Origin of the sequence: uncultured Aquimarina sp., from assembly GCF_947492965.1 — a bacterium.
Classification (GTDB): Bacteria; Bacteroidota; Bacteroidia; order Flavobacteriales; family Flavobacteriaceae; genus Aquimarina.
On sequence record NZ_CANLOZ010000011.1, the window covers coordinates 44,167 to 70,364 of the forward strand.

Here is a 26,198-nt window from a genome sequence, read left to right on the forward strand (position 1 = left end):
TTTAAGATATTAACGGTAATTTAGTTATAAATGTGGAGCCTTTTCCCCTTTCGCTCTCCACCCAAATTTGACCATGATGGTCATCTATTATTCGTTTTACGTAAGTTAATCCAAGTCCATGTCCTTTCACGTTGTGTAAATCTCCTGTATGCTCTCTAAAGAACTTTTCGAAGATTTTCTTCTGCGCCACTTTACTCATTCCTACTCCCTGATCACGTATTTTAAGGACAATACTATTTTTTATATTTTCTGTGTAGATATCAATCTTTGGTGCTCCTTCGGAGTACTTGATTGCATTATCTAACATGTTAACCACCACATTCGTCATATGACTATCATTAGCCAAAATAGAAGATTTTAACGCTCCTAAATGCGTTTTTATATACCCTTCTCTATTTTCGACTATTAAAGAAACATGAGTTATAGCATCTTCTATAATATCATGTAGCTCTAGCCTTTCTTTCTTAATATTTAACTCATTCTTCTCTAATTGAGAGATTCTTAAAACATTCTCTACTTGCGTAAGCATCCTTTTGTTTTCCTCTCTAATCATGCTCATATAACGCTTTCGCTTTTCCGGATCATCCGAAATTTTTGGATTCTTAATAGCATCAAGTGCTAAATTTATTGTAGCAATTGGTGTTTTAAGCTCATGAGTCATATTATTGATAAAATCCGTTTTTATTTGCGATATCTGACGTTGCTGTAACAGCTGTGATAATGCACTCGAATAAGCTACTACAATAACCAACGTAAAAATAATTGACAAAATTGCCATTCCTTTTATTGTCGATAAAATATACCTATTCTTACCTGTAAAGTTTACATATAATTGATACAAGCTAGAACCATCTTCATTATTAACAAAAAGAGGCACGGCAAACGTATTTCCATCACTTTCTGTGGCACTAAAATCTTCAGAACGTACTCGAGTAGCCAATGCATTACTGTATATAGCATACTCAAAATCAACTTTCATATCTCTCTCAGCTAACTCTTTTTTCAGCAATCTTTCTACCTCTTCTTTCTTTACTCTCCTATGAATAGGAATAAAATTAGCCAGCTGATCTATTACAATTTCATAATCTCTTCTTTGCAAATCAGTAAGCGTACTTAGTCTATCCAGTTTTGATTTTGATCTTTGCTTTGTTTGATAAGCTTTTTTCTTATCATCGATGATTTCTGCATTTCGATTTAAAATATCCTTCAACCTTACGGTATCAATATTAAAATCTATAAAAGAAGAAAATAACTTAGAATCTTCTTCCAGAACACCATCGCCAAAAGCAAATGACCCTTTATCAAAGCCTATGTCTAAGAGCTGCTGTATTGTTTTGCTATCAGGTTGTTTTATACTATCCAGAATCTCTTGTAACGGATAGTACATTTCTTCGAATTCCCTATATTCAATTTTATTGGAAACAGATATTAAAATTTGCTTTGCATTGAAAGAGAACTGTTCTCTATTGTTCTCTACCGTATTCTGAATCCAATATCCCTGAACAAAAATAATCCCGATTAATGATAAACTCATTAAGAGGATCAGCAATGCGAATAACCTTTTATTCATAGGTCAAAAGTAAGACTTTAACATTTAGCTACTTTAGGGTTTAACCAAATGTTAACAAAATGAAAGATTGTGAAAATTACCCAATCAAAGAATGAGTTTATTATGGATTTTATTAACTTGAAGCCAAGTTTTCTCTAAATCTGTATTTTTTATTACAAAATCTGCTAACGGAATCTTCTGAACATCTGTCCATTGATTTTTTAGTCTCTCTAGAACCTTCGATTTCGTCGTGTGATCTCGTTTTATTACTCGATTTATTCTTATTTCTTCAGGAGCTGTAACCAGAATTGTATAATCACATTTCTTATAACCACCATTTTCAAATAGAATAGCTGCTTCTTTAATTACATAGTTTGATTCTTGCTTATTCTTCCAAGATAAAAAGTGATTTGCGACTGCAGGATGTACAATGGCATTCAGTTTTTCTAATAATTTTTTATCATTAAAAACAAGATCTGCTATATAATTCCTATTCAATTGATTATCTACATATGAATCTTCCCCTAATAGCGCCACAATCTGATTTTTCACTTCTTCATCCTCATGCATCAATTTTTTCGCTTCATCATCTGCTATATAGATTGGAACTTCAAGTTTCGCAAACATTTTTGCAACTGTGGATTTTCCACTACCAATACCACCTGTTAATCCGACTACCTTCACTTTTTTATGTTTCATCAATGTATATTCAGAAAATACAAATGTGCTATATACTAATTAAGAATTACAAATTGCACTTGTTTATCTTGTAATCTTACGTCATGTATGGATTCTGGCATATCTACTAATTCCAAAATCAAATAAGGACTATCAGCAGACACCTTATTATAATCTGCAAGAACTTTAAAATCTCTTAAACTGATTTCATTATACTTATCGAGTCCTACTCTATACACAACTTTAACTTCTTTTGGAAAAATTTTAATTTCTTTTCCTTCAGGTACATTCATCAGAGTAATCGGGATTTCCTGACTCCCTTCGGTAAACTTACTTACAGCAATACTTGCCTCTACTTCATTTGGAGCAACTACTACTCTCGATGGCAGACTGTCTGTTTTTATTGCCAAAGTGGTTTTATAATCTGTATTTAAACCTTCTAACTTTAGGTCTTCTGTAGTAACATAACTTATGGTATCAATAGTATTTTTGGGGCCATTTATTTTTACCGAATCTGGCATAAGAACCACTCCTTTATCACTTCCGTAACCTGCTGCATACTGTAATTCTTTAGATACCTTTACTGGAATCATTTTTTCTAAATTTACATCTAGCTTAATTCGCAATGTATCCTTTTCTGAAGAAAGAATCCTTCCTTTAAAATTTAATTTTTCTTTTAATGATTGATTGGCTTTGTTTACATAAAAGTAATATTCATTTTCCGCGGTTTCAATCGCTTTTGAAATATCAAGTTGTAGTTTAGGCTTGCTCCAAGTATGATTGATCAGTCTAAATCCATTCCCATTAAGTGTTAATTTTAATGTCTGATCACTTCCTTCATGTAAAATTCTGTCTTTAGGAAGATTGGTATATTGAATATCAACTTCTACTTCTTCAGTATAATTTTTAGAAAACTGTATAAACAACCAAAGAATAGAAGTAAAAACCAAAAAGAAAAGAAATGTTTTTACATTATTTCTTTTTAAAGAAAATCGACTTAATTTATTTTTGGACATATTTTGTTACTTTGAAAAAAACAGCTTTTTAAACTTTTGCTCTGGACTCTTTTTCAATAGATGAATATAATAATAAGATTTTAGGAATCCTTTTCCATACCCATAAAACTGAACAAATACTGCTATTACTGCTTGTGTTCCAATAGAAAAGCTTCTATAACTTAGGGTCGCATTGATCAAAATGATCCCAAAATACACTCCCAATAAAGCTATAAAATACCAATATCCTAGTAATAAAGACAACAAAGAGAATATCGTGTAGCCCAAAAATAAGGTCGGAAACCAATAGGTAATTTTAGCTGTTTCGGGATGCCATAAATTAAGAATAGGACGAACTTTCCCAAATTTATTAACTTGAATATAAAATTTATTCCAAGAAATTCTTCTTTTATGAAATACTTTTGCCTCTGGAATCAAAGCGGTTTCATATCCCAACTTCCACAATCTAATGGTAAGATCAGGATCTTCTCCTGGATGAATATTCCCAAAACCTTTTGAAGACTCAAATGCCTCTTTGGAGATTCCCATATTAAAGCTCCTAGGCTGAAACTTACCCACATTTTTCTTTCTTCCTCGTATTCCACCAGTAGTAAGGTATGAAGTCATACTAAAACTGATAGCCTTCTGAAGATCTGAGAAATCTCTATGAGCATCATCAGGTCCTCCAAAACAATGGACAAATTTATGAGAAAGAAATTCATCTACCTTTTTTAGATAGTCAACAGGCAAAATAACATCGCTATCCAATATCAGGAAATAGTTTCCCTTTGCCTTTTGCATCCCAAAATTTCTAGAATCACCAGGTCCTGTATTTGGTTTTTGATAATAACTTATCTGTAATTTATCCGTGTATGATGCTATAACATTTTCCGAAGTTTCTGATGAGCCATCCTCTACAATAACAATTTCATAAGATTTCGAATAATCTAACATTGTCATGCTATCCAATAATTCATCTATTTCATTGGGCCTATTAAATACAGGTATGATGAAAGAAAAAGAAACACTCATTAGACAAAGGTAAATAAATAGGTTTGTTTGATACGTTTAGGTTGTGGTTCAAAACTAAAAAAGCTTAATTCTCGTCGAATTAAGCTTTCATAATCCATGATGGATTAGATGATAGTTTTATTCTTCATCTACAAATTTCTCCATCACCATTTGGCTCACTCCCATATTAGAGAAACCTCCATCGTGATATAGATTTTGTAGTGTTACTTTTTTAGTAAGATCAGAAAATAAGGTAATGGTATAATCTGCACAGTCATCAGCAGATGCATTCCCTAATGGTGACATTTTATCAGCATATTCGATAAATCCATCAAACCCTTTTACTCCTTTACCTGCTGTTGTAGGAGTTGGAGATTGAGAAATGGTATTTACTCTTACTTTTTTATCTCTTCCGAAGAAATATCCAAAACTTCTTGCAATCGATTCTAGATACGCTTTATTATCAGCCATATCATTATAATCAGGAAAAACACGTTGTGCCGCCATATAGGTTAATGCCACAATACTTCCCCATTCATTCATTGCTTCTTTTTTGTAAAGCGTCTGCATAGTTTTATGAAAAGATAAGGCAGATACATCCCATCCTTTTCCACTCCAATCATAATTTAAATCTGTATAATGACGTCCCTTTCTAACATTTACGGACATTCCTATTGAGTGTAATACAAAATCTAGTTTCCCGCCTAAAATCTCCATTGATTTCTCCACTAAATTTTCTAAATCTTCTATGGAAGTAGCGTCTGCAGGTATAATCTCAGAATTTGTTTTTTCTGCTAATTGCTTAATTGCACCCATTCTCATAGCAACTGGAGCATTAGTAAGCACAAAACTCCCTCCTTCTTCATAAACACGTTCTGCTGTCTTCCAAGCGATTGAATTCTCATCCAACGCACCGAATATAATTCCTTTTTTGCCTTTTAATAAATTGTATGACATTTAATCCTAAATTATAAAATGATTTATGAGTGGTAAAGATAACAAAACGACTGTAATCAAAATGACACTCTACCTATTTTCGTATTAATTATGCAATAATGATTTTGCGTGTGTTAAAGCAGAATCAGAAACTTGCTTACCTCCAATCATTTCAGCAATTTCTCGTATTCTATCTTCTTCGTTTAACAATTTCAATCTTGTTACCGTAACATTATTTACGTCTTCTTTAAAAACTTTATACTGTTTATTACCATTAGCGGCTATTTGTGGTAAATGCGTGATACTAAAAACCTGAAGATTCTTACTCATCGTCATCATCAAATCAGCCATTTTATGAGCTATTTCTCCAGAAACACCCGTATCAATTTCATCAAAAATTATTGTAGGCAATTGAGTATATCTAGAAAGAATAACTTTAATACCTAACATAATTCTGGATAATTCTCCTCCTGATGCTACTTTCTTCAGCTCTCCATAAGTACCTCCTTTATTAGCAGAAAACAAAAACTCCAATTCTTCTTTTCCATTAGAAAGATATTTCTCTTGTAGCAACAAAGACGTTTTGAAAGTTGCGTTAGGCATTCCTAAACCTTTTAAAATACCTTCCAGCTCTGTCACTAATTTTGGTAGTGCTTTCTTTCTTTTTGAATGTATTCTTTCTGCAACCTCATCCAACTGCTTTTTAATAGTCTCTATTTCTTTTTGGATACCTTCTATATCATCAGAAAGTGATTCGGTTTTAGAAACTTTTTCTTGTAATTCTTCTTGGATTGTTAGTAACTCTTCTATCGAAGAAACTGTATGCTTTGTCTGAAGATTATGTATAATCTGTAATCGATTACTAACTTCTTCTAATTGTTCTGGATCGGCATCCAGTTTTTCTAATTCATTTTGCAATGAATCATTTACATCCTCTAGCTCTATATATACACTTTCAACTCTATCGGATAATTCTTTTAGACTACTAGAATACGATGCGATTTTGGAGAGATTATTTTTTACGGTGTTCAAAAGATCCGAAATTCCGATTTCCTCAGAAGAAACCAAAGACACAGCGTTAGATAATCGTTCTTGTATTTCTTCAATATTAATCAACGTTTCATGACGTTCTTCTAATTGTGCTAATTCTCCAGATTGCAACTTCGCCTCAACCAATTCGTTTAACAAAAAGGAATTATAATCATGTTCCCTTGTTAATTCATGCTGACTTTCCAGCAATGTTCTTTGCTCTTTTTCTTTTATTTTTAGGAGAGACAATCCTCTTTTATAAGATTCTATTTCTCTTCCTGCATCTGACAATGCATCGAGTACTTCAAATTGAAAGTCATTTGTCGTTACTTCTAATGTCTGATGTTGACTATGAATATCAATCAACCGAAGTCCTAACTTGTTTAACGAACTTAACGTTACTGGAGTATCATTAATAAAAGCTCTGGATTTACCTGATGGTAATATTTCTCTTCTGATTATTGTTTCGGTTTCATAATCCAAATCTTCTTCTTCGAAAAGAGAAGCTAAATCATACTTTTCTATATCAAAAACACCTTCTATAGTACATTTATTAGCGCTATCTTTTATACTAGACAGATCTGCACGTTTACCAAGCAAGAGACCTAAAGCTCCTAATAACAAAGATTTACCAGCACCAGTTTCTCCGGTTATAGTTGTTAAACCAGTATCAAACGAGACTTGTAACTGTTCTATTAAAGCGAAGTTTTTTATTGAAAGACTTCTAAGCAAAGGATAATACTATTTTGTGATTTATTAAAGAAAGTAAAGATACTATAGTTTTAAAAAGATTTCAATGACAAAAGAGAAAAACTTATAACTTTATCTCAGCCCAATTGGTAGCGTATGTTGGGGCTATTCTTCCTAAAATAGAAATAGTTTCTGCAACGTTTAGCGCTGGTCCACCTGAAAGAATTTTAGCTACTTCATCTGCTTTTGCATCAAAGAAAACTCTCATGATATATGAGTTTGGTCGGGTTCTATGCAAACCTTCTAAAGTTTTCATAGACTCTAAAATAGATTCCTTTCCTTTTTTAAGGTCATTATTCATAATATCCAGACCTTCTCTATGATAAGTATACAATGCAGTTCGGTATCCATCAAAGGTACCAGACAATAAATCATCATTTAATCTAAATCTGGTTTGTGGTCCGTCTTGTCCATTCCATCCTAAAGTATTACTACCTTGTGCATTACCCACAATATTTTTTGCCTCCTGAAAATAATTTGTACCTGAATTTAATTCAAAAGAATCTGCATCAACACCTAAAATCGTATATAGATAAAAAGCAACTACTGATATTAGATTAGATTCGAAATTATTAGGATTGTAATTTAATGGCTGAAACTCTAAATACCTAAAATTAAACTGTTTGTCATTTATATTAAGAATGGTAGTTTTATAATTAGATCCATATACGGGTCTTGAGGCTTGAACCTGCAAGGTAGCATTGAAACTATCATTATCGTTCCCCGTAATGGTTATAAAAAAACTACAATCAATTCTTTCTTCATTTCTATAATCTGTTTCAGTCCACTTTGTATTATTTATAAATTCTGCCACAGACCTCTCCAAGGTTTTAAAAACTTGCAAGTTTGGATTTCCAGTCTGTTCTGCATTTACTACAACGGTAGCATTAAACTCTTGAGCATTTGCAAAAATGCATGATAAAAGTAGTGTAAGAAGAAAAAAATTACGCATTACGTTGTGTATTGATTTCGTTAAAAATATCCTGTGCAACTTCAGCTTTGGTCTTTAAATCAAACGCTTTAATTTCCATTTTATGATTAATAAGCGTCACTTTATTAGTCTTTCCCTTAAAGCCAGCTCCTTTATCATTTAAAGAATTTAAAACTATTAAGTCCAAATTCTTCTTTTTCAATTTTGCTTTGGCATTCTCCTCCTCATTTTGTGTTTCTAAAGCAAAACCAACTAAAAACTGTTCTTTCTTTACCGATCCCATCCATTTAAGGATATCCGTAGTACGTTCTAATTCGATTGCAAAGCTACTGTCGGATTTTTTAATTTTTTGATCGGAAACATTTTTAGGTCTATAATCAGCTACAGCAGCAGAAGCTATAGCTATATCACAACTCTCAAATTCCTTTTCAACCGCTTCATACATCGATTCAGCATTTACTACAGGAACTACATTAATTAATCCATGATCTACTGTTAAAGAAGAAGGACCCAAAACCAAGGTTACTTCCGCACCAAGCGATGCCGCCTGAGAAGCCAGTTCGATCCCCATTCTTCCTGTAGAATGATTCCCTATAAAACGTACTGGATCTATTGCTTCATATGTCGGACCAGCAGTAATTAATACTTTTTGTCCTTTAAGCGGTAATTTTTCTAAGATATTAGCTTCAATAAAACTGACAATATTTTCTGGTTCTGCCATCCTTCCTTGTCCTACAAGGCCGCTTGCTAGCTCTCCAGATTCGGCAGGAATCATAACATTACCAAACTCTTGCAGTTTTTTGAAAGTTTCGTGAGTAGAAGGGTGATTATACATATCCAAATCCATAGCTGGAGCAAAATATACAGGACATTTTGCAGACAAATATGTAGCTAACAGAAGATTATCACTATTACCTGTAGACATTTTAGACAAGGTATTTGCTGTGGCAGGTGCTATGATCATAAGATCCGCCCATAATCCCAGCTCTACGTGATTATTCCATTCGGCATTTTCATCTTCTTCATCATAAAAAGAAGAATTCACCGGATTTTTCGATAATGTAGAAAGTGTAAGTGGAGTTACAAAATCCTTTGCTGCAGGAGTCATAACTACCTTAACCTGTGCGCCTGATTTAACAAACAAGCGCACTAAGGAAGCTGTTTTATACGCAGCGATACCAGCGGTAACACCTAAAAGAATTTTTTTACCGCCTAATATTGATGCCATAAATTATTTATAAAGATTCAGAATCTGTTTTTGTATTTCTGAAGTAAATTTTACCTTCTAACCACTCTTGCGCAGCTAGTGAATGAGGTTTTGGTAATCTTTCGTAGAATTTAGAAACTTCTATTTGTTCTTTATTCTCAAAAATTTCTTCTAAACTATCATTATAAGTAGCAAACTCATCAAGTTTTTCCAAAAGCTCCTTTTTAATATCCGTATTAATCTGGTTTGCTCTTTTAGATATTACAGAGATTGCTTCGTATATATTACCTGTTGGTTGGTCTACTAAGTTTTTATCAATAGTAGTAGTATTTACAGGCGCATTACTTTTTTTCAAATCCATCTTCTCCTAATTTTCTATTTATATTTTTCTAAACGTGTCTTAATATCTTCTGAAATTTCTTCAGCATCGGCAGTAAACTCACCTTCTTTGTAATACTTTTTGTAATTATTATAGAAACTTTCGGCAGTTTCTAATCGTTCTTTTACAAAAACTTCATAGCTACCAATAGCTAATAAATATTGTGATTCTAGCTTGTAATATAATGCTTTTTCTCTAAAAACAGAACCTGGATAATCTATTAGATAATTATCAAAAGCTTTTATAGCCACTTTATAATTCTCTCTATGATGATATTGTTTTGCTATTTCAAAAGCCTTTTTTTCTTTTTTGTTTCTTAATTCTGCAACCAATTTATTGGCTTCTTCAAGGTTTTCACTATCTGGATATGCATTAATATAAGCTTGTAACTTCTGAATTGCTTCATCTGTTTCTTGCTGATCTAAACTATATCTAGGAGATAATTGATAGTAACTCTTAGCTCCTTTATAGGCAGCTTCTTCCCTTTTATCACTATTCGGATATGATTTAGCAAATCTTTCAAACTGATATCCAGCAAGGTAATAATCCTCTAAATTATAATACGTATCAGAGTAATAATACATCACCCTTTCTGCCTGAGGCTTTCCACGAAACTGCGGCACGATTTGCTCAAAGAGACGTAAAGCTTTTTTATACTTACCCTCTTTATACAATTCTTCTGCTAACTTATATTTAGGCCCAACTTCTTCTTCTTTAAGTACTTTTTGATACTCACTACAAGAACCTAATACCAATACTAATGTTAACAAAAACAATAATTTCTTCATATCTTAAAAAACATCTGGCAAAAATAGATATTTCTACCGTATTACAAAAACTTTAATTGATTCTATTAAATAACTAAAAGAAGAGGTCATTGTTGCAAAATTGTAACATAAAAAAACAGCTGCTCTATTTCTCTGAATTATACACCTTGGTTTCACTTATTTTATCATGATCCAATACTGTAAACCCTTCATCATCATAATGAAATGCAGGAACGAAAGCTTCATCAATTTTTATATCATTAAGAACATAAGAGTGCACCTGATGAACTTCTTGAGTAAAAGACTCATCATAATAACTTATCAAGATCAGTACTTCTCCGTGTAATTTAGATAAGTCTTCGCGTTTAAACTCCGCTAATGGACTAGTTTCTGTAATGGGATGCACTATGGTCCAAGTAGTAGGCAAATAAGTAATTTGACTTCTCTCTAATTTAAGATTGTAAAAATTATTTACATATTTAGCACCTTCTGTTTGTTGAGATAGCGCTAAGGTAACTTCAGCTTTTGGACGTATCATTACATTAGTACTTCGGCTCATTAACCGGAACATAATACAATCATTTCCATTATGTTCTCTGAGCACCATTCTTTTACTAAATCTTATACTCGATTTTGGTTTAGAAAATCTTCCATACAACAATCCTGTAATAAAAGAAAAACTTAAAAGTCCTACTAACGCTTCTATAGAAGAAATTACCCCAAAAACCACTCCCTTAGGAGCCATTGCTCCATACCCTACCGTAGTTACTGTTTGGGCAGAAAAAAAGAATGCTTTTAGAAAATCACCAAATAAACTACCTGTCGGAACTGTAATGGCAGAAATACCTATAGACACATAAATTATAGCAAAAACTGAATTTACAAAAACATACCCAAGAAATACCCAGCAAAAAAACTTCAACCAGCTGATACTAATCAAATAATCGTAACTCCTTGAAATCGAAGTACGCCTATTGATATGTTTTATATTAAAAGAACCATCAGAACTGATAAATCGTTTCGCTAACTTATCTGATGATAAACCAATCCCAGGATCTTTTATTTTTTTTGCCATAAAAGCTTGTTAATTACTTTTTACGAACTCTTCTATTTTATCAGCTAAATCTTTAGAAACAGGAACTAAAGGTAATCGTACATAATCATCACAAACACCTTTTTTCTTTAAAATATTTTTTATACCCGCTGGATTACCTTCCTCAAAAGCATAATCCAAAACAGGTAACAATTTATATAAAATTTCAAATCCTTCTTTAGTATCACCAGAAAGTCCTAACCTAATCATGTTGGAAAATTCTTCTGGAAACCCTTGACCAATTACACTAATTACTCCATCACCTCCAGCTGCTACCAAAGGAAGTGCTAGCGCATCATCTCCAGAAATCACCAAGAAATCTTTAGGCTTATCTTTTAAAATTCTAAGTACTTGTGTAAAATCACCTGTCGCTTCTTTAATTCCAACAATTTTATCTAATTTGGATAATCTTAATGTTGTTTCTGCACTCATATTTGTTCCAGTACGTGAAGGGACATTATATAACAACACAGGTAACGGAGACTGATCATTTATCATTTTATAATGTTGATAAATTCCTTCTTGACTTGGTTTGTTATACATTGGCACAACAGATAAGATAGCATCAAAATCTGAAGTATCCGTATCTTTCATTTCTTGTAGAATCGCTGCGGTATTATTACCGCCAATACCTATAACTAAAGGTAATCTTTTGTTATTTATTTTTACAATATGCTGTACTAACTCCTTTTTTTCTTCTTTTGAAAGTGTAACTGACTCTGCCGTAGTTCCTAGTACAACTAAGTATTCTACACCGCCATTTATACAATATTCTACTAACGATTCTACTCCTTTGTAATCAATTGAACCATTACTATTAAAAGGCGTTGCTAATGCAACACCAGTTCCTTTCAGAAAAGCACTCATATTATATTATCTGTAAAATTTTTAAATATTTTTTTAATTCGGAAATAAAAAGGTTAGTGTCTTGATCGGCAGAACCTATTACGAGATCATTAATTCTATTATCAATCTCAGCAAAACCAACTTTAAACTTTGCTTTGGAAGCGGCAGCAACATAATCTAACTCCAATTTACTTTCGGAGTAAAAATTGATTAAAATGTCATAATCCTTTTTTATAAAATCATTCAAAGAATTACTCTTTACAGAACCTCCAACACCAAAACTTTTATCGTTGTAATAATCGGCATCTTTATCATCTGAAATTTCTTTCTGGTCTTCCTTATACCCCATTACTTTCAAGTTATCGGACTTCACACCAAGTTCATTTGCCAACTTAACCACCGACAAAATGTTAACGGATTGCGAAGCATCAATCAAAACTGCTAAATTTCTAATATTAGAAACCTCCTTAGCTCTGGATTTTCTTGATTTAATATGAGATTCAACACTCTTTTTTAAAGCATTTCGCTTTAGACCTTTTAAAATCATTTACAATTAAAGATTAAATGGCAAATGTAGGTATTTTCAATTTTAAATAACACTACAAAGCCTAATATAAATTAAAAACTAAACAATATTTAACACAAAAAGTTATATATATAACAAATAAATTTAATCTGTTTGATGTAGATTATATCTATCAGATTAAAGATATCTATGGCCTACTTCGTTATTATCTTTCAACTTTACCTCCATAAGAAACTTCAAGAAACAATATAAGCCAATAATCTCCGTAACATTCGCAAGTACCGTAAAAACCTTACTGTAGTAATAAAAATGATTGATTAAAACCAAGGCATTTACAAAAAGACAACAACTAGCAGAGATAAATAGCTTAAAATTACCCTCATATTTATCTGCGAGATAAATCACAAAACACGCCCCTACAAATACAAAGAGTGTAAACATTATTGCAAAGAATGAAAAAACAACATCCATAAGCGTTGGTAATACCATTTGAGAAACAGAAAAAACCAAATATGCCACCAGGAAAAAACTTATTATTATAGGTAATGATGTGAACCTGGTAATTTTGATATCCTTTAGAGTTATATATTTCCTTAATAAAAAAATATTCACCAGATAGAATAAAATTATTGTAAGCGCTACATGATTAAAATATTTATAAAAATCCAAATAAATCAGAGTATCGCTAGCCATCAGTATTACCATACTAAACGAATAACAAAACCAAATAGATTTTTTATCTGAGATGCATATAAAAATAAGCGCTAAAGGAATTAATGGTTTAACATATACCAAATGTATATTTTCACAAAGCACTGCAGTAAACACAACCACAATAAAGGAAAAACCAAAAAATAAATATGCTAATCTACTATTCTTCTCCACCTAACTCAGTCTTGGTAACTTTAATTCCGCTTTCAAAATAATCATTTCAAATATGGTATCAAAAAAACTCAACAGTATTAGGTTTCAGGTCATTTTGTTCAATAAAAAATTTAATTAAAAAGTAGTGACCAAAAACTTGCAGAACATTGCTCAGAATAACAAATACGTCTAAATGAATATACAACTTATTCAATACCGTAATAATATTCACAATCAGAAAGCTCGAGGCAGCTACCATAAGCGAATAACTGATTACTGTTCTACTGTTTAAATAAATATAATAACAAAGCCCTATGAACAAAATAAATAAAACAATAAAAACATTGAGATACAATTGATCCTCCGATATACTACCCGAAATCATGTCTGCAACAGAATAAATCACATAAGATATCAATCCCATGGTAATTAACAACTGTATCGTAAAGATCTTTTTAAATTGTATTTTAATTCTTTTTAAACTCTTGCGTAGTAGCAGAATATTAAAACAGTAGTACAAAGACATCAATACATTAATTATCCTGAAATATTTTTTAAAATCAATGACCGCTAAGATTTCAGAAATCAATACGAACAACAATCCCAAAATAACTAAATATTGTATCCTTTCTACCTTAGACACATAGATCAAAAACACAGAAGAAACCACTAAAGTTTTAGTATAAACTAACCAATTTTCATTAAAAATTGCTGTTATTAGAAGTAAAACCCCAGAGATATACAATAGCCGATAAGAAAGTTTAGTTCTATCCAAAATTACTTTAATTTACATTCTAAAATCCTTCGAACTCTTCTGATTTAAGATACTTATATTTTGTAATCATGTAGTTAACCAAAAACACTAAAGCCAATGGTTCACAGATTAAACGAATCACTTTTAACTCATTGGATTCCAGATAAAAATGATCAATAAGTAAAATAAAATCACTAAAGGAAAAATTCAACATGGCTAAAAAAAACCATAATGACTTTTCTGATCTAATATTAATGTAGTGCATTGCAGCTACAATCAGCAGAACATACAGCAACAACAGATGAAGAAAACCTATTAAACTTAGACTCCCCATAGGTCCTCTAAGCACAAAATAAGTCATAAAAAATATAGCCGTGTATAAAGAGCTACCTAATACCAAAGTAAAAACATCTCTTTGATTGTATTTAAAAGATTTATGATTGTAATACAGAAAATAAAACAATATCAGATATCCAATAATTCTGATAAACATAATATCTCCAATTGTTATTTGATGACCTAATATTCCTATTAATTCTGCGAAAAAAAATATGGAAAGAACAATAAAATGAAGTAGTTTACTTTTTTTACTACTCCAAAAATAAAATATCAAAATAATCATAAACAGGAAAGGTTTGCTATAAGTGTATAACAGCGGAAACTGAAACACAAAACCTATTACCTGTAAAACAATCAAAAAAGAAATTAAAAATCTTAGTAGTTTTCCTCCATCCATTATAATTTAATGTAAAAAAGTGCAAATATCCCTCACTCCTTACTCCGTTTAACAATTTTTCCTTTGGTTAAGATACTAAATTTCAAATAAATACCTAAAACAGGAATTAAACTTCAATTAATTTTTTATTTTAAGAGAATCAGGACTTGAAATTTTAAATTTCACTAGAAAGTATACTGCTAACAATTGGTAGATGGAGTTAATAATTTTTAATTCTAATGAAGGAACATAAAATCGATCTAACGCAAAACAAGCATCACTAATTACAAAATTAAGTATCGCAATTACAAACCAAAGAGATCTAGGAGACCTAATGTTTACGTACTGAAAGACAGCACCTATTAAAAGCAGATAAAGAATGATTATATAGATAATACCAAATGATCTTATAGCGCCCATATTCTGATTCGTAACAGCATATATCTCATAGACAATAAGCGTCCACAAAACTAAAAAAGCTGTCAGATATACAATATCTATATTATTGTAATCTATTTTTTTATGATTCCGATATAGAAAATAGAATAAGATAAAGTAACATAAGGTATAGCTTAACAAAACATATCTAAACCCATTTTCTATTCCCGTAAGTAAAAAAATATCACCTAAAAAACAGAGGAGTAAAACAACTGCAAATAATGAATCAACCTTTTTTACATTAAACCAATATAACATAAAAAACAGGGGAACAGTCATTGGTTTTACATACAACTCCAAAGCAGAATTCTGCAAGATTGTACTAAGAACACATAAACTTCCCGTTAGCAACAACAATATTTTGATAAGTGTTCTTATTTTCACGTAGTTATAATTAATATATCAGAATTCATACGAAATCCGTTATGTTCATATGATTCAAAATTCAATTACAATTATCTCTTTACTCCAATAAATTTAAGAAATCATCTTCGGTAATAATAGCTATTCCTAGCTTATTTGCTTTTTCCAACTTACTCGGTCCCATATTAGCTCCAGCCACTACATAAGATGTTTTAGAAGAAATGGAACTGGAAACTTTTCCTCCATTATCTTCAATAAGCTTCTTTAACTCATTACGAGAAACCTTCTCAAAAACTCCCGAAACAACAAATGTTTGCCCGTTTAATGTATCTTTTTGATTTGCTAATTTCTCTGCCGAGATTTGCAATTGCACCCCATAATCTATAAGTCTTGTAATCAGAGTTTTACTAGATTCTGTATTGAAAAACTCCTTAACACTCTGCGCTATTTTGATTCCAATTTCGTCAACACTTACCAAATCTTCTTCTGAAGCTTGCATAATCGCTTCGATTGTCTTGTAATGTTTTGCTAATTTTTTAGCTACAGTTTCTCCTACATACCGAATTCCTAAGCCAAACAAAACTCTTTCGAAAGGAATCTCTTTAGATTTAGCAATTCCCTCGATGAGATTATCCGCACTTTTTTCGGCCATACGTTCCAGTGGAATAATTTGTTCTTTTTTAAGTGTATACAAATCTGCATAATCTCTAATTAAGCCTTCTTTTACCAATAATGCTACGGTTTCTCCTCCAAGACCTTCTATATCCAGTGCTTTACGAGATATATAATGCTGGATTCTACCAACAATCTGCGGCGGGCATCCATCTATATTCGGGCAGTAATGTTGTGCTTCTCCTTCTTTTCTTATTAATTCCGTACCACATTCTGGACAAGAAGATATGTATACAGTAGATTTAGAATCTTGATCTCTTTTTGTAAAATCCACACTTACAATTTTTGGAATGATCTCCCCTCCTTTTTCTACAAACACCGTATCACCCTCTCGGATATCAAGCTTTTCAATTTGATCTGCGTTATGCAATGAAGCTCTTTTCACTGTAGTACCAGCGAGCTGAACAGGCTCTAAATTAGCAACTGGTGTAATAGCTCCTGTACGCCCCACCTGATATGTGATTTTATTTAGCTTGGTAACAGCTTGTTCTGCCTTAAACTTATAAGCCATTGCCCATCTTGGAGCTTTTGAAGTAAAACCAAGCTCTTCTTGTTGCTGTAAATCATTTACTTTTATAACTACACCATCTGTTTCATAAGGTAAATCTCTTCTTTTTACATCCCAAATATTCACAAACTCCAACACTTCATCTATAGAATGAACTAAACGTGATTCTTCTGGAACTTTAAACCCCCAATCTCTAGCTTTTTCTAAACTTTCATATTGTGAAAAAATACCTAATCGATCTCCAGCCAAATTATACAACAAACAATCTAATGGTCTTTTTGCAGTTTCACTACTATCCTGAAGCTTCAAACTTCCTGAAGCAGTATTTCTTGGATTTGCATAAGGCTCTTCTCCAGCAGCTATTCGCTCTTGATTCATTTTAGCAAAGCCTTCATAAGGTAACACAATCTCTCCTCGAATATCAAACTTTGCAGGATAATCTCCTTTTAATTTTAAAGGGACCGACTTAATTGTTTTTACATTGGTCGTAACATCATCTCCTTGGATTCCATCACCTCTGGTTACTGCACGTAATAATTCTCCATTTTCATATGTAAGACTAATGGAAGCACCATCATATTTAAGCTCGCAAGTATAACTTACATCGCCATCAACCAATTTTTTAATTCTAGTCTCCCAATCCAACAAATCTTCTTTAGAGTAAGAGTTATCCAAAGAGTACATTCGCTGCTCATGAACAACTGTATTAAAATTTTTAGTAACCTGCCCCCCAACTCTCAACGTCGGAGAATTAGGATCATAAAACTCAGGATGTTTTTCTTCTAAAGCTTGAAGTTCTTTAAGCTTCATATCGAACTCATAATCACTTATAGTAGCTGCATCTAAGACATAATAATTATAATTATGTTGTCTTAATTCTTCTCTTAATTGATTGATTTGTTGTTCTATATTCATTGTTATGATACCAGTATATGTTGTATTGTTATTTGTAATTTACGTCCTATCCGGTTGCAACCACTTTGGAACTTGTGCAGGTTCAAATGACTTCATTTTTTCTAATAACGAATCGATTTGATCATCCACAATTAGAAGATCATAGTTTTCTTGTTTTAGAAATCCACTTTTCACCATATTCTCCAGTAAAAGTAATAAATGATCATAAAATCCATTGACATTCAATAAGCCAATAGGTTTTTGATGCAACCCTAACTGAGACCAAGTAATGATTTCAAATAATTCTTCTAGTGTTCCGAAACCACCAGGTAAAGTAATAAACCCATCACTAAGATTATGCATTTTCATTTTACGTTCGTGCATATTTTTAGTTGTTATCAGTTCGGTTAACCCAAGATGAACAACTTCTTTTAATTTTAGGAAATCAGGAATAACTCCTATTACCTTTCCTTGTTGACTAAGAGCGCCTTCTGCTACTTTTCCCATGACACCAATCTTAGCTGCTCCATACACCAAGGTAATTCCCAAATTAGCTAATTTTTCTCCGAGTAATAGAGCATCACTTACCGTTTTAGTATCATTGCCTTCGCTACTTCCACAAAAAACGCAAATAGAAGTTAGATTATTCATTAATTATATTTTTTAGTATTACAAGCACGGATCATTCGATCGTTACCATTTATATCTTTACGAAGATCAATAAATTCATATTCGTATTCCTGAATCATATTTTTTGTTTCGAGACCAAGGTATTGATTAATTTCAAAATATAAAGCACCGGTTTCTGTCAAACATTCTTTAGCAAGAGCAGTAATTTTTTTATAAAAAACTAAAGGATTTTCATCAGAAACGAACAGTGCGGTACTTGGTTCATTTTCTAATACATTAGCCTGAATTTCTTCTTTTTCTAATTCTCTTACATATGGAGGGTTTGAAACAATAATATCAAACTTTTGAGGTAAAGAATTCATTTCTAAAATATCCGATTGCATAAACCGAATATCCACTTCATGATGCTTGGCGTTAAATTTAGCTACTTCCAAAGCTTTTTCAGAAATATCTATAGCATAAACATCAGCATTAGGAAGCGCTTTAGCTAATGAAATAGCTATACAACCACTACCCGTTCCTATATCTAAAATAGCAAGTTTACGAGTATCGTTGATAGACTGCCAATCTTTCACAATCCAATCTACCAATTCTTCAGTTTCTGGTCTGGGAATTAATACGTGCTGATTCACCTTTAATAAAAGTCCATAAAATTCGGTATCCCCGATAATGTACTGTATAGGCTCTTCATTTAACAATCTTCTTTTCGCTTCTTGAAAATATAAGACATCCTCTTTATTTATGATTCTATCCAACTCTAAAGCTATATCCACACGTTGTAGACCAAATTTATACTCCGAAAGTAAATAAAAGAACGATCTAGCTTCTTCTAAACCATACAATTCCGATAGTGCATCAACAAAATCTTTTCTAAGATCTTTAATTTTCAAATCTATAAATCTTTAATCATCCAAGCCTGACAACTGTAGTGCCCTGTATCTCCCATTGGGGCATCTAAATAAGTAAAGCCAACTTTAGCATACAATTTCCTTGCGTCTTTCATATAAGGCATTGTCTCCAAATAACATTTTGTAAATCCTTGTGCTCTGGCAAAATCAAGACAGGTATTCATCATTTGATGCCCTAATCCTTTTCCTCTAGCCTCTGGTAAAAAATACATTTTTTGAAGTTCACAAATCTCATCACTTCCTTTTTCTAATTGAGCAATTCCTGCACCTCCAATAATTTTCTCATCCTCTTCTACCACAAAATATTCTTTCCTTGCACCTTCATAGGTTTCAAACATTATATCCAGCTCTTTATCCTCATAAGCAGTACCTACCTTAGGAACTCCCATTTCTATCAAAACCTCTCTTATTACAGCTGCTAAAGCTTTATTATCTTCTAGAGCAACTGGTCGTATTTTTATAGTACCCATTCTAATATTAAATGTTACTTTTGTGATTACAAAAAGTGAATTTATTTTGTTTCATAAACGAATTGAAATATACATTAAATCTGCTCAGTAATCAATGAAGAAGTTTCTATTCTTATCAACAATATTTCTTATACTACCAAGCTGTTCTTTATCTAAGAAACCTGAGTTCGAGCGTATCTCTAAAATAGATGTTAAAAACGTAAGTATGCGTAATATAACAATCCACGCAGATGCTGTTTTTAACAATCCAAATAATGCAGATGGAACACTTTCTATCGAAGATATGCACGTTTTTGTTGATAACATTGATGTTGGTGTGATATCCTCCAAAGAATTTGATGTTCCATCGAAAAATGAATTTAAAATTCCTTTAGAAGGAACATTTTCACTTTCAAAAATATATGAAGACAACAAGAGTAATCTCTTAAATAGCGTGCTTAAAATCGTTCAAACTGATTCTATTCATATTCAATACAAAGGGAATATAAAATATCATTTTGGAAGTTTTTCTTACCCCTATAAAATTAACAAAGAACAAAAAGTTAGTTTAAAATAAAACTTTGGATATACACAAAAAACATATGCAACGATGCATTCAGATTGGAAAGAATGCCTTGGGATCCGCTAGACCTAATCCAATGGTTGGATGCGTAATAGTACATGATGAACACATTATAGGAGAAGGCTTCACTAGTGCCTATGGAGGAAATCATGCAGAAGTTAATGCAGTGAATTCCGTAAAAGATAAATCCTTATTAAAAGAAGCAAGTCTTTATGTAACATTGGAACCTTGTTCCCATTTCGGAAAGACTCCTCCCTGTAGCGACATGATTATTCGAAATCAAATCCCTAAAGTATTTATCGGTACTATAGACACACATAGTAAAGTAGCAGGCAGAGGCATCGAAAAACTCAAGAAAGCTGGTTGTGATGTAACGGTTGGCGTATTAGAAGATGAGTGCAGGAAACATCACAAACGTTTTTTCACTTATCACAACAAGAAACGGCCTTACATTATTTTAAAATGGGCTCAAACACAAGATGGATTTATTGCTCCCGAAAAAAGTTCTGAACGTGCTCCAGTTTGGATCACAAATTCAAATTCTAGACAGTTGGTACATAAATGGCGCGCAGAAGAGCAAGCTATTTTAGTTGGTAACAAAACTGTTATTGAAGATAACCCAAAACTTACTACTAGAGATTGGTCTGGACATCATCCGGTAAGGGTTCTTATTGATTTGTATAATAAAACTCCAATAGATTCTTCAATTTTAGATAAAACAGTAAAAACAATTGTGATTACCTCTAAGAATAATATCAATAAAAATAGCTCCAATCTGATTTATGAAACTATTGAGCCGGGCAAACAAGTTACAACAGATATTTGTAGAATTCTCCACAAACATGAAATACAATCTGTAATAATAGAAGGTGGTAGTTTTACCATACAATCTTTTATTGATGAAAATCTTTGGGACGAAGCAAGAATATTTAAAGGAACCACTAATTTCTCAAAAGGCACAATAGCTCCTAAGATTCATGGAAAACTAACATCCTCTGAAAAAATTTTAAATGACACTCTAAGCATATACATCAATGATCACAACAATCATTTTTGATTTTGGCGATGTGTTTATCAATCTGGATAAACCAGCCACCGAAAAAGAACTTAAGAAATTAGGCTTGCCATCTATTAATAAAGAACTATCAGATTTTAATAAGTTATATGAAATTGGTAAGATAACTACATCCGATTTTATTGATCATTATCAAAAAATCATCCCAAACACTACAAAAGAACAGATTGTTTATGCATGGAATGCTATTTTGAAAGAATTTCCAGATAAGCGATTAGACTTTATCAAAAAACTTTCAATTGAAAAGAAATATAAATTATTATTATTAAGCAATACCAATGAATTGCATATTAATTGGATACAAGAAAACATTTCTTTTTATCATGATTTCAAGTCTTGCTTTGATTCCTTTTATCTATCTCATGAGATTAACTTAAGAAAACCTGATTCTGATATTTTTCAATACGTTTTAGAAGAACACAAGTTAACTCCCGAAAACACTCTATTTATCGATGACACTGAAGAAAATACGATAGCTGCTCAACGATTAGGGATAAAAACATGGAACAATAATCCAGTAACCGAGGATGTCACAGAATTATTTTCTATAAAATCTGATTTATTTTGATATACCTTTTATTAAGCATACTTTCTTCGAGCTGGATATTAATTACTTTTAAATTATTTAGCAAATACAAAGTAGATACGTTACAAGCAATCGTTGTTAATTACATTGTTGCTTCTATTTCTGGTTTTATCGCATACCAAAAAACTATAGAGGTTAGTAAAATTGCTGAATTCAGTTGGTTTTACACCACCATTATTTTAGGTTTAGTTTTTATATTGGTTTTTAATCTCATGGCTATAACCACACAAAAAAACGGGCTTTCTGTAGCTGCAGTTGCAAGTAAAATGAGTGTAGCAATCCCTGTAATATTCGGCATTCTAGTTTATAAAGAAAGTACAGGATTTTTAAAAATCTCAGGTATTTTAATTGCACTGATTGCTGTTTATCTAACATCGGTAAAAAACACCAGTGGAATCTCTATAAAGACACAAAACTTAATATTTCCATTATTAGTTTTTCTTGGTGGAGGAATTATCGACACAAGTTTAAAGTTTATGGAAAAAAATCATGTAACTGAAGAAGAAACCGCTTTGTTTTCGGCTTGTATATTTGGTTCCGCCGCTGTTATAGGAATTTGTACCTTATCTTATAAATTATTTAAAAAAACTTTAAAAATAGCTCGAAAAAACATCATTGCAGGAATCTGCTTAGGTATTCCGAATTATTTTTCAATTTATTTTTTGATTCAAGCACTAAGAAACGATACTTTAGATAGCTCAACGGTTTTTATCATTAACAACGTTGCTATATTATTATTATCTACCATTGTAGGAGTGCTATTTTTCAAAGAAAAATTAATACAAAAAAACTGGTTAGGTATTATATTAGCAATAATTAGCATTCTGTTAGTTACTTACTCTATTTAATAATATTGAACAATAGCGATTTATATAAAACCATAGACTCTCCAGGAGAAGAAGTCTTATTTAAAGATAAAAACAGTAAATTCTTTGGATATTCATTTCCTATTTCTAGGGAGGAAGATGTTAAACCAATAATTGAATCTTTAAAAAAACAACATCATGCCGCTAGGCATTGGTGCTATGCCTGGCAATTAGGTGTAGAAACTATCCAATATAGAAGCAATGATGATGGAGAACCTTCCAATTCTGCCGGACAACCAATTTATGGTCAAATACAATCTTTTGATGTTACTAATATCCTTGTGGTAGTTGTACGATATTTTGGTGGTGTTAAGCTTGGTGTTGGCGGATTAATTAACGCCTATAAAACGTCTGCTAAATTATCACTCGAAGCTTCAAATGTTATAGAAAAAACAATTGATATTAAGTTTTGCATCACTTTTGAATACAAAAACATGAATAAAGTAATGCGAATTATCAAAGAAAAAAAGATCAAGATATTAGATCAAAAACTAGAATTAAACTGTAAAATATTTATTTCTGTAAGAAAAACAGTCTCCAGTGAAATAAATGATCTTTTCTCTACGTTGTATGAAGTAGAAATTGAAAGATTAGCTAGTTAAGGTATTTTCTATAATTTCTAATAAGTAGGGAGGACATAAAATCGGCTTTCGTGTTTTCGTATCGACAAACACCAAAGTGGAAGAGGCAATTGTTAATAAATCTTGATTCTGATTGTATATTTCGTAGTCAAAAACAATACGAGCCGTAGGAATTTTCTTAAGGAAAGTTTTAACAGTTAATTCATCGTCAAAGAAGGCAGATTTCTTAAATTTAAAGTCTAAGGTAAAAACAGGAAGCATCACACCGTTCTCCTCCATATTCTTATATGAAATACCTAAACGAGACAACCAATCAATACGGGCTAACTCTAGGTATTGTGCGTAATTACCGTGGTGTACAACACCCATTTGGTCTGTTTCAGAATATCTAACTTTTAGTGAAGTTTCGGAAGTGATTGACATATATTTAATTATAAAAAAAATGAGCCATTTGGCATTAGAATCATTAAAGTATGCGAAAAAATTATTTAAAATTCAACCCCAAATTCGTTTTTTTTTTACATTTTTTGTTCACATATTTGTCAAGCAAAAAAAGAAGGAACTTTTTCAACAATTTTCCGTTAATAACGATATTAAAGTAATCTAACCACTCTAATGAATTTAACTGCGCAATCAGTTTGGGATAATTGTCTGTCGTTTATAGAAGATAACATTACCCCACAAGCTTTTAAAACCTGGTTTGAACCTATTAAAGCTGTAAAGCTTACTGATAGTGCTTTGAGCATCCAGGTACCTAGCAAGTTTTTTTACGAGTGGCTCGAAGAACATTATGTAAACCTTTTGAAGGTTTCTCTTACTCGAGAATTAGGAGAAACGGCAAAGCTGGTTTACATTATAAAAATGGAAAACACTTACGGTAATAAAAAACCATTTACAGAAAAGATTCCTAGCTCTAACAGAACACCTGTAACTTCTCAAGAAGTAGACGTACCTATTAAGAGTAAAAATCCAGAACTTAAGAATCCTTTTGTAATTCCTGGTATTCGAAATGTAAAAATTGAATCTCAACTAAATCCAAGCTATAATTTTGATAATTTCCTAGAAGGAGACTCTAACCGTTTAGCAAGATCTGCAGGTATGGCAGTAGCTAACAAACCAGGAGGAACTTCTTTTAATCCTTTGTTGATTTTTGGAGGAGTTGGATTAGGTAAGACACATTTGGCACATGCAATAGGTGTAAACATAAAAGATAATTATCCAGAAAAAACAGTTTTATATATTTCTGCAGAAAAATTCACACAGCAATATATAGAGTCTGTTAAAAAGAACAATAGAAATGATTTTATACATTTCTACCAAATTATAGACGTTCTTATTGTTGACGATATACAGTTATTATCTGGAAAAGCTGGAACTCAAGATGTTTTCTTCCATATCTTTAATCATTTACATCAAAATGGAAAACAGGTAATTCTTACCAGTGATAAGGCTCCTGTAGATATGCAAGATATCGAGCAGCGATTACTATCACGTTTTAAGTGGGGATTATCAGCAGAATTACATCAACCAGACTTTGAAACCCGTATATCTATAATTAAAAACAAACTTTATAGAGACGGTGTAGAAATGCCAGAAGATATAGTTGAGTTTTTAGCTAATAATATAAAAACAAATATCCGAGAACTAGAAGGCGCCATTATCTCTTTAATAGCTCATTCTTCTTTTAACAAAAAGGATATTACAATCGACTTAGCGAAAGCAATTGTAGACAACTACGTTAAAAACACTAAACGAGAAGTTTCAATTGATTATATTCAAAAAGTAGTAAGTGACTATTTCCAAATGGATGTAGAAACTCTGCAGTCCAAAACTCGTAAACGCCATATCGTACAAGCAAGACAATTAGCTATGTTTTTTGCAAAAAAGCTAACAAAAGCTTCATTGGCTAGTATCGGTACTCAAATTGGAAAAAGAGATCACGCGACAGTACTGCACGCTTGCAAAACTGTGGACAATCTTTCTTCTACAGACAAACAGTTTAGAAAATACGTAGAAGACTTAGGTAAAAAACTTACATTATAAACAAAACATTTAATTAATGAAGACTAAAATTCTAATGGTTTGCCTTGGAAACATTTGCAGGTCTCCATTGGCAGAAGGTATTTTAGCTTCTAAACTTGATCCTGATCTCTATCAAATCAGTTCTGCTGGAACAAGTAATTATCATATCGGAGAAAAACCAGATATGAGATCTATACAAACAGCTAGAAATCATGGTATAGACATTAGTAATCAAAGAGCTGCACAATTCACTGTTAGTGACTTTGATTTATACGACATCATCTATGCCATGGACAACTCAAACTATCAAAACATCATAAAATTGTCTCGCAATTCTAGCGATAGAAAAAAAGTAAAACTGATTTTAAACGAATTGCATCCTAACGAAAATCTAGATGTGCCAGATCCATACTACGGAGGAGATCAAGGATTTGAAAATGTATTTGAAATGTTAGATAAAGCTTGTGACCAACTAATCCAAGAGTTATAACAAATAAAGATCTTACAAAACAAAGTTTTTGTATATTTAGTAAGCATTAACTACTTAAAATATTACATTCTTTGAAAAACATTACAGCGTTTTATGATAATTT

Annotated in this window: 27 protein-coding genes; 7 read left to right on the forward strand and 20 right to left on the reverse strand. The window is 31.8% G+C overall.

What is annotated here, in order from left to right; genetic code table 11:
- Position 1 precedes the first annotated feature (1 nt).
- The 19 genes from Q1B37_RS21110 to Q1B37_RS21200 all read right to left on the reverse strand — a co-directional run bounded on the left by Q1B37_RS21110 (position 2) and on the right by Q1B37_RS21200 (position 19,913).
- Entirely contained in the window at positions 2-1,570 is a 1,569-nt protein-coding gene (locus Q1B37_RS21110) for a HAMP domain-containing sensor histidine kinase (RefSeq protein ID WP_299602430.1), read from the reverse strand.
- Positions 1,571-1,654: 84 nt separating this feature from the next.
- Complete coding sequence (gene coaE / locus Q1B37_RS21115; protein WP_299902206.1) at positions 1,655-2,233, reverse strand: dephospho-CoA kinase; 579 nt, start codon at positions 2,231-2,233, stop codon at positions 1,655-1,657.
- A 50-nt stretch (positions 2,234-2,283) separates the two neighbouring features.
- A complete protein-coding gene (locus Q1B37_RS21120; protein WP_299902211.1) occupies positions 2,284-3,243 on the reverse strand; it encodes a CdaR family protein in 960 nt (319 codons plus the stop codon).
- Positions 3,244-3,249: 6 nt separating this feature from the next.
- Positions 3,250-4,254, reverse strand: a complete 1,005-nt coding sequence (locus Q1B37_RS21125; protein ID WP_299902213.1) for a glycosyltransferase — start codon at positions 4,252-4,254, stop codon at positions 3,250-3,252.
- Between the two features lie 117 nt (positions 4,255-4,371).
- Positions 4,372-5,190, reverse strand: coding sequence for an SDR family oxidoreductase (locus Q1B37_RS21130; protein WP_299602437.1), 819 nt, complete (start codon positions 5,188-5,190; stop codon positions 4,372-4,374).
- Positions 5,191-5,274: 84 nt separating this feature from the next.
- The gene (gene recN, locus Q1B37_RS21135; RefSeq protein WP_299602440.1) at positions 5,275-6,930 is read right to left on the reverse strand and encodes a DNA repair protein RecN; all 1,656 of its coding nucleotides are present in this window, start codon (positions 6,928-6,930) and stop codon (positions 5,275-5,277) included.
- 82 nt (positions 6,931-7,012) lie between these two features.
- The gene (locus Q1B37_RS21140) at positions 7,013-7,900 is read right to left on the reverse strand and encodes a DUF4835 family protein (protein ID WP_299602443.1); all 888 of its coding nucleotides are present in this window, start codon (positions 7,898-7,900) and stop codon (positions 7,013-7,015) included.
- The gene (coaBC, locus tag Q1B37_RS21145; protein ID WP_299902216.1) at positions 7,893-9,107 is read right to left on the reverse strand and encodes a bifunctional phosphopantothenoylcysteine decarboxylase/phosphopantothenate--cysteine ligase CoaBC; all 1,215 of its coding nucleotides are present in this window, start codon (positions 9,105-9,107) and stop codon (positions 7,893-7,895) included. Before coaBC ends, Q1B37_RS21140 begins: the two co-directional genes overlap by 8 nt.
- A gap of 7 nt (positions 9,108-9,114) precedes the next feature.
- The gene (locus tag Q1B37_RS21150; RefSeq protein WP_299602446.1) at positions 9,115-9,447 is read right to left on the reverse strand and encodes a DNA-directed RNA polymerase subunit omega; all 333 of its coding nucleotides are present in this window, start codon (positions 9,445-9,447) and stop codon (positions 9,115-9,117) included.
- A gap of 14 nt (positions 9,448-9,461) precedes the next feature.
- A complete protein-coding gene (gene bamD, locus Q1B37_RS21155) occupies positions 9,462-10,253 on the reverse strand; it encodes an outer membrane protein assembly factor BamD (protein ID WP_299902219.1) in 792 nt (263 codons plus the stop codon).
- A 124-nt stretch (positions 10,254-10,377) separates the two neighbouring features.
- Complete coding sequence (locus Q1B37_RS21160) at positions 10,378-11,307, reverse strand: ion channel (protein WP_299902221.1); 930 nt, start codon at positions 11,305-11,307, stop codon at positions 10,378-10,380.
- Positions 11,308-11,316: 9 nt separating this feature from the next.
- Entirely contained in the window at positions 11,317-12,192 is an 876-nt protein-coding gene (gene dapA, locus Q1B37_RS21165; protein ID WP_299602455.1) for a 4-hydroxy-tetrahydrodipicolinate synthase, read from the reverse strand.
- Between the two features lies 1 nt (position 12,193).
- On the reverse strand, positions 12,194-12,718 hold the full coding sequence (locus Q1B37_RS21170) for a hypothetical protein (RefSeq protein ID WP_299902224.1): 525 nt from the start codon (positions 12,716-12,718) through the stop codon (positions 12,194-12,196).
- Positions 12,719-14,355: 1,637 nt separating this feature from the next.
- Positions 14,356-14,937: a hypothetical protein gene (locus Q1B37_RS21175; RefSeq protein WP_299902227.1), complete on the reverse strand. Its 582-nt coding sequence runs from the start codon at positions 14,935-14,937 to the stop codon at positions 14,356-14,358.
- A gap of 231 nt (positions 14,938-15,168) precedes the next feature.
- The gene (locus Q1B37_RS21180) at positions 15,169-15,852 is read right to left on the reverse strand and encodes a lysoplasmalogenase family protein (RefSeq protein WP_299902230.1); all 684 of its coding nucleotides are present in this window, start codon (positions 15,850-15,852) and stop codon (positions 15,169-15,171) included.
- Positions 15,853-15,931: 79 nt separating this feature from the next.
- A complete protein-coding gene (gene ligA, locus Q1B37_RS21185; RefSeq protein WP_299902233.1) occupies positions 15,932-17,926 on the reverse strand; it encodes an NAD-dependent DNA ligase LigA in 1,995 nt (664 codons plus the stop codon).
- A 39-nt stretch (positions 17,927-17,965) separates the two neighbouring features.
- Positions 17,966-18,556, reverse strand: a complete 591-nt coding sequence (locus Q1B37_RS21190; RefSeq protein WP_299902236.1) for a TIGR00730 family Rossman fold protein — start codon at positions 18,554-18,556, stop codon at positions 17,966-17,968.
- Positions 18,556-19,425: a peptide chain release factor N(5)-glutamine methyltransferase gene (gene prmC / locus Q1B37_RS21195; RefSeq protein ID WP_299902239.1), complete on the reverse strand. Its 870-nt coding sequence runs from the start codon at positions 19,423-19,425 to the stop codon at positions 18,556-18,558. Before prmC ends, Q1B37_RS21190 begins: the two co-directional genes overlap by 1 nt.
- Positions 19,426-19,427: 2 nt before the next feature.
- Positions 19,428-19,913, reverse strand: a complete 486-nt coding sequence (locus Q1B37_RS21200) for a GNAT family N-acetyltransferase (protein WP_299902242.1) — start codon at positions 19,911-19,913, stop codon at positions 19,428-19,430.
- A gap of 94 nt (positions 19,914-20,007) precedes the next feature.
- Between Q1B37_RS21200 and Q1B37_RS21205 the strand changes: the two genes are divergently transcribed.
- Genes Q1B37_RS21205 through Q1B37_RS21225 form a run of 5 tightly spaced genes read left to right on the forward strand, consistent with a single transcriptional unit; the run spans position 20,008 to position 23,604 of the window.
- The gene (locus tag Q1B37_RS21205) at positions 20,008-20,469 is read left to right on the forward strand and encodes a hypothetical protein (RefSeq protein ID WP_299902246.1); all 462 of its coding nucleotides are present in this window, start codon (positions 20,008-20,010) and stop codon (positions 20,467-20,469) included.
- Between the two features lie 25 nt (positions 20,470-20,494).
- The gene (gene ribD, locus Q1B37_RS21210; RefSeq protein WP_299902251.1) at positions 20,495-21,532 is read left to right on the forward strand and encodes a bifunctional diaminohydroxyphosphoribosylaminopyrimidine deaminase/5-amino-6-(5-phosphoribosylamino)uracil reductase RibD; all 1,038 of its coding nucleotides are present in this window, start codon (positions 20,495-20,497) and stop codon (positions 21,530-21,532) included.
- Positions 21,510-22,118, forward strand: a complete 609-nt coding sequence (locus Q1B37_RS21215) for an HAD family phosphatase (protein ID WP_299902254.1) — start codon at positions 21,510-21,512, stop codon at positions 22,116-22,118. Before ribD ends, Q1B37_RS21215 begins: the two co-directional genes overlap by 23 nt.
- On the forward strand, positions 22,115-22,984 hold the full coding sequence (locus Q1B37_RS21220) for an EamA family transporter (protein WP_299902257.1): 870 nt from the start codon (positions 22,115-22,117) through the stop codon (positions 22,982-22,984). Before Q1B37_RS21215 ends, Q1B37_RS21220 begins: the two co-directional genes overlap by 4 nt.
- A gap of 5 nt (positions 22,985-22,989) precedes the next feature.
- Positions 22,990-23,604, forward strand: a complete 615-nt coding sequence (locus Q1B37_RS21225; protein WP_299902260.1) for a YigZ family protein — start codon at positions 22,990-22,992, stop codon at positions 23,602-23,604.
- Here Q1B37_RS21225 and Q1B37_RS21230 read toward each other — a convergent pair.
- Positions 23,593-24,006 carry a thioesterase family protein gene (locus tag Q1B37_RS21230; protein WP_299602488.1) on the reverse strand — a complete coding sequence of 138 codons (414 nt, stop codon included), beginning with the start codon at positions 24,004-24,006 and terminating at the stop codon, positions 23,593-23,595. The genes Q1B37_RS21225 and Q1B37_RS21230 overlap by 12 nt on opposite strands.
- A gap of 192 nt (positions 24,007-24,198) precedes the next feature.
- Here Q1B37_RS21230 and dnaA point away from each other — a divergent pair, with 192 nt between their 5' ends.
- Both dnaA and Q1B37_RS21240 read left to right on the forward strand, forming a co-directional pair.
- Positions 24,199-25,626: a chromosomal replication initiator protein DnaA gene (gene dnaA / locus Q1B37_RS21235; protein ID WP_219010186.1), complete on the forward strand. Its 1,428-nt coding sequence runs from the start codon at positions 24,199-24,201 to the stop codon at positions 25,624-25,626.
- A 16-nt stretch (positions 25,627-25,642) separates the two neighbouring features.
- Complete coding sequence (locus Q1B37_RS21240) at positions 25,643-26,095, forward strand: low molecular weight protein-tyrosine-phosphatase (protein ID WP_299602494.1); 453 nt, start codon at positions 25,643-25,645, stop codon at positions 26,093-26,095.
- The last annotated feature ends 103 nt before the right edge of the window (positions 26,096-26,198 follow it).

Coding starts and splice junctions, on each gene's coding strand:
- Q1B37_RS21205 (WP_299902246.1), top strand. CDS start 20,008: ATGAAGAAGTTTCTATTCTTATCAACAATATTTCTTATACTACCAAGC.
- ribD (WP_299902251.1), top strand. CDS start 20,495: ATGCAACGATGCATTCAGATTGGAAAGAATGCCTTGGGATCCGCTAGA.
- Q1B37_RS21125 (WP_299902213.1), bottom strand. CDS start 4,254: ATGAGTGTTTCTTTTTCTTTCATCATACCTGTATTTAATAGGCCCAAT.
- Q1B37_RS21215 (WP_299902254.1), top strand. CDS start 21,510: ATGATCACAACAATCATTTTTGATTTTGGCGATGTGTTTATCAATCTG.
- Q1B37_RS21175 (WP_299902227.1), bottom strand. CDS start 14,937: ATGATTATTTTGATATTTTATTTTTGGAGTAGTAAAAAAAGTAAACTA.
- bamD (WP_299902219.1), bottom strand. CDS start 10,253: ATGAAGAAATTATTGTTTTTGTTAACATTAGTATTGGTATTAGGTTCT.
- Q1B37_RS21230 (WP_299602488.1), bottom strand. CDS start 24,006: ATGTCAATCACTTCCGAAACTTCACTAAAAGTTAGATATTCTGAAACA.
- Q1B37_RS21120 (WP_299902211.1), bottom strand. CDS start 3,243: ATGTCCAAAAATAAATTAAGTCGATTTTCTTTAAAAAGAAATAATGTA.
- dapA (WP_299602455.1), bottom strand. CDS start 12,192: ATGAGTGCTTTTCTGAAAGGAACTGGTGTTGCATTAGCAACGCCTTTT.
- Q1B37_RS21160 (WP_299902221.1), bottom strand. CDS start 11,307: ATGGCAAAAAAAATAAAAGATCCTGGGATTGGTTTATCATCAGATAAG.
- dnaA (WP_219010186.1), top strand. CDS start 24,199: ATGAATTTAACTGCGCAATCAGTTTGGGATAATTGTCTGTCGTTTATA.
- Q1B37_RS21130 (WP_299602437.1), bottom strand. CDS start 5,190: ATGTCATACAATTTATTAAAAGGCAAAAAAGGAATTATATTCGGTGCG.
- Q1B37_RS21170 (WP_299902224.1), bottom strand. CDS start 12,718: ATGATTTTAAAAGGTCTAAAGCGAAATGCTTTAAAAAAGAGTGTTGAA.
- Q1B37_RS21150 (WP_299602446.1), bottom strand. CDS start 9,447: ATGGATTTGAAAAAAAGTAATGCGCCTGTAAATACTACTACTATTGAT.
- Q1B37_RS21140 (WP_299602443.1), bottom strand. CDS start 7,900: ATGCGTAATTTTTTTCTTCTTACACTACTTTTATCATGCATTTTTGCA.
- Q1B37_RS21200 (WP_299902242.1), bottom strand. CDS start 19,913: ATGGGTACTATAAAAATACGACCAGTTGCTCTAGAAGATAATAAAGCT.
- Q1B37_RS21110 (WP_299602430.1), bottom strand. CDS start 1,570: ATGAATAAAAGGTTATTCGCATTGCTGATCCTCTTAATGAGTTTATCA.
- ligA (WP_299902233.1), bottom strand. CDS start 17,926: ATGAATATAGAACAACAAATCAATCAATTAAGAGAAGAATTAAGACAA.
- coaBC (WP_299902216.1), bottom strand. CDS start 9,107: ATGGCATCAATATTAGGCGGTAAAAAAATTCTTTTAGGTGTTACCGCT.
- Q1B37_RS21240 (WP_299602494.1), top strand. CDS start 25,643: ATGAAGACTAAAATTCTAATGGTTTGCCTTGGAAACATTTGCAGGTCT.
- Q1B37_RS21190 (WP_299902236.1), bottom strand. CDS start 18,556: ATGAATAATCTAACTTCTATTTGCGTTTTTTGTGGAAGTAGCGAAGGC.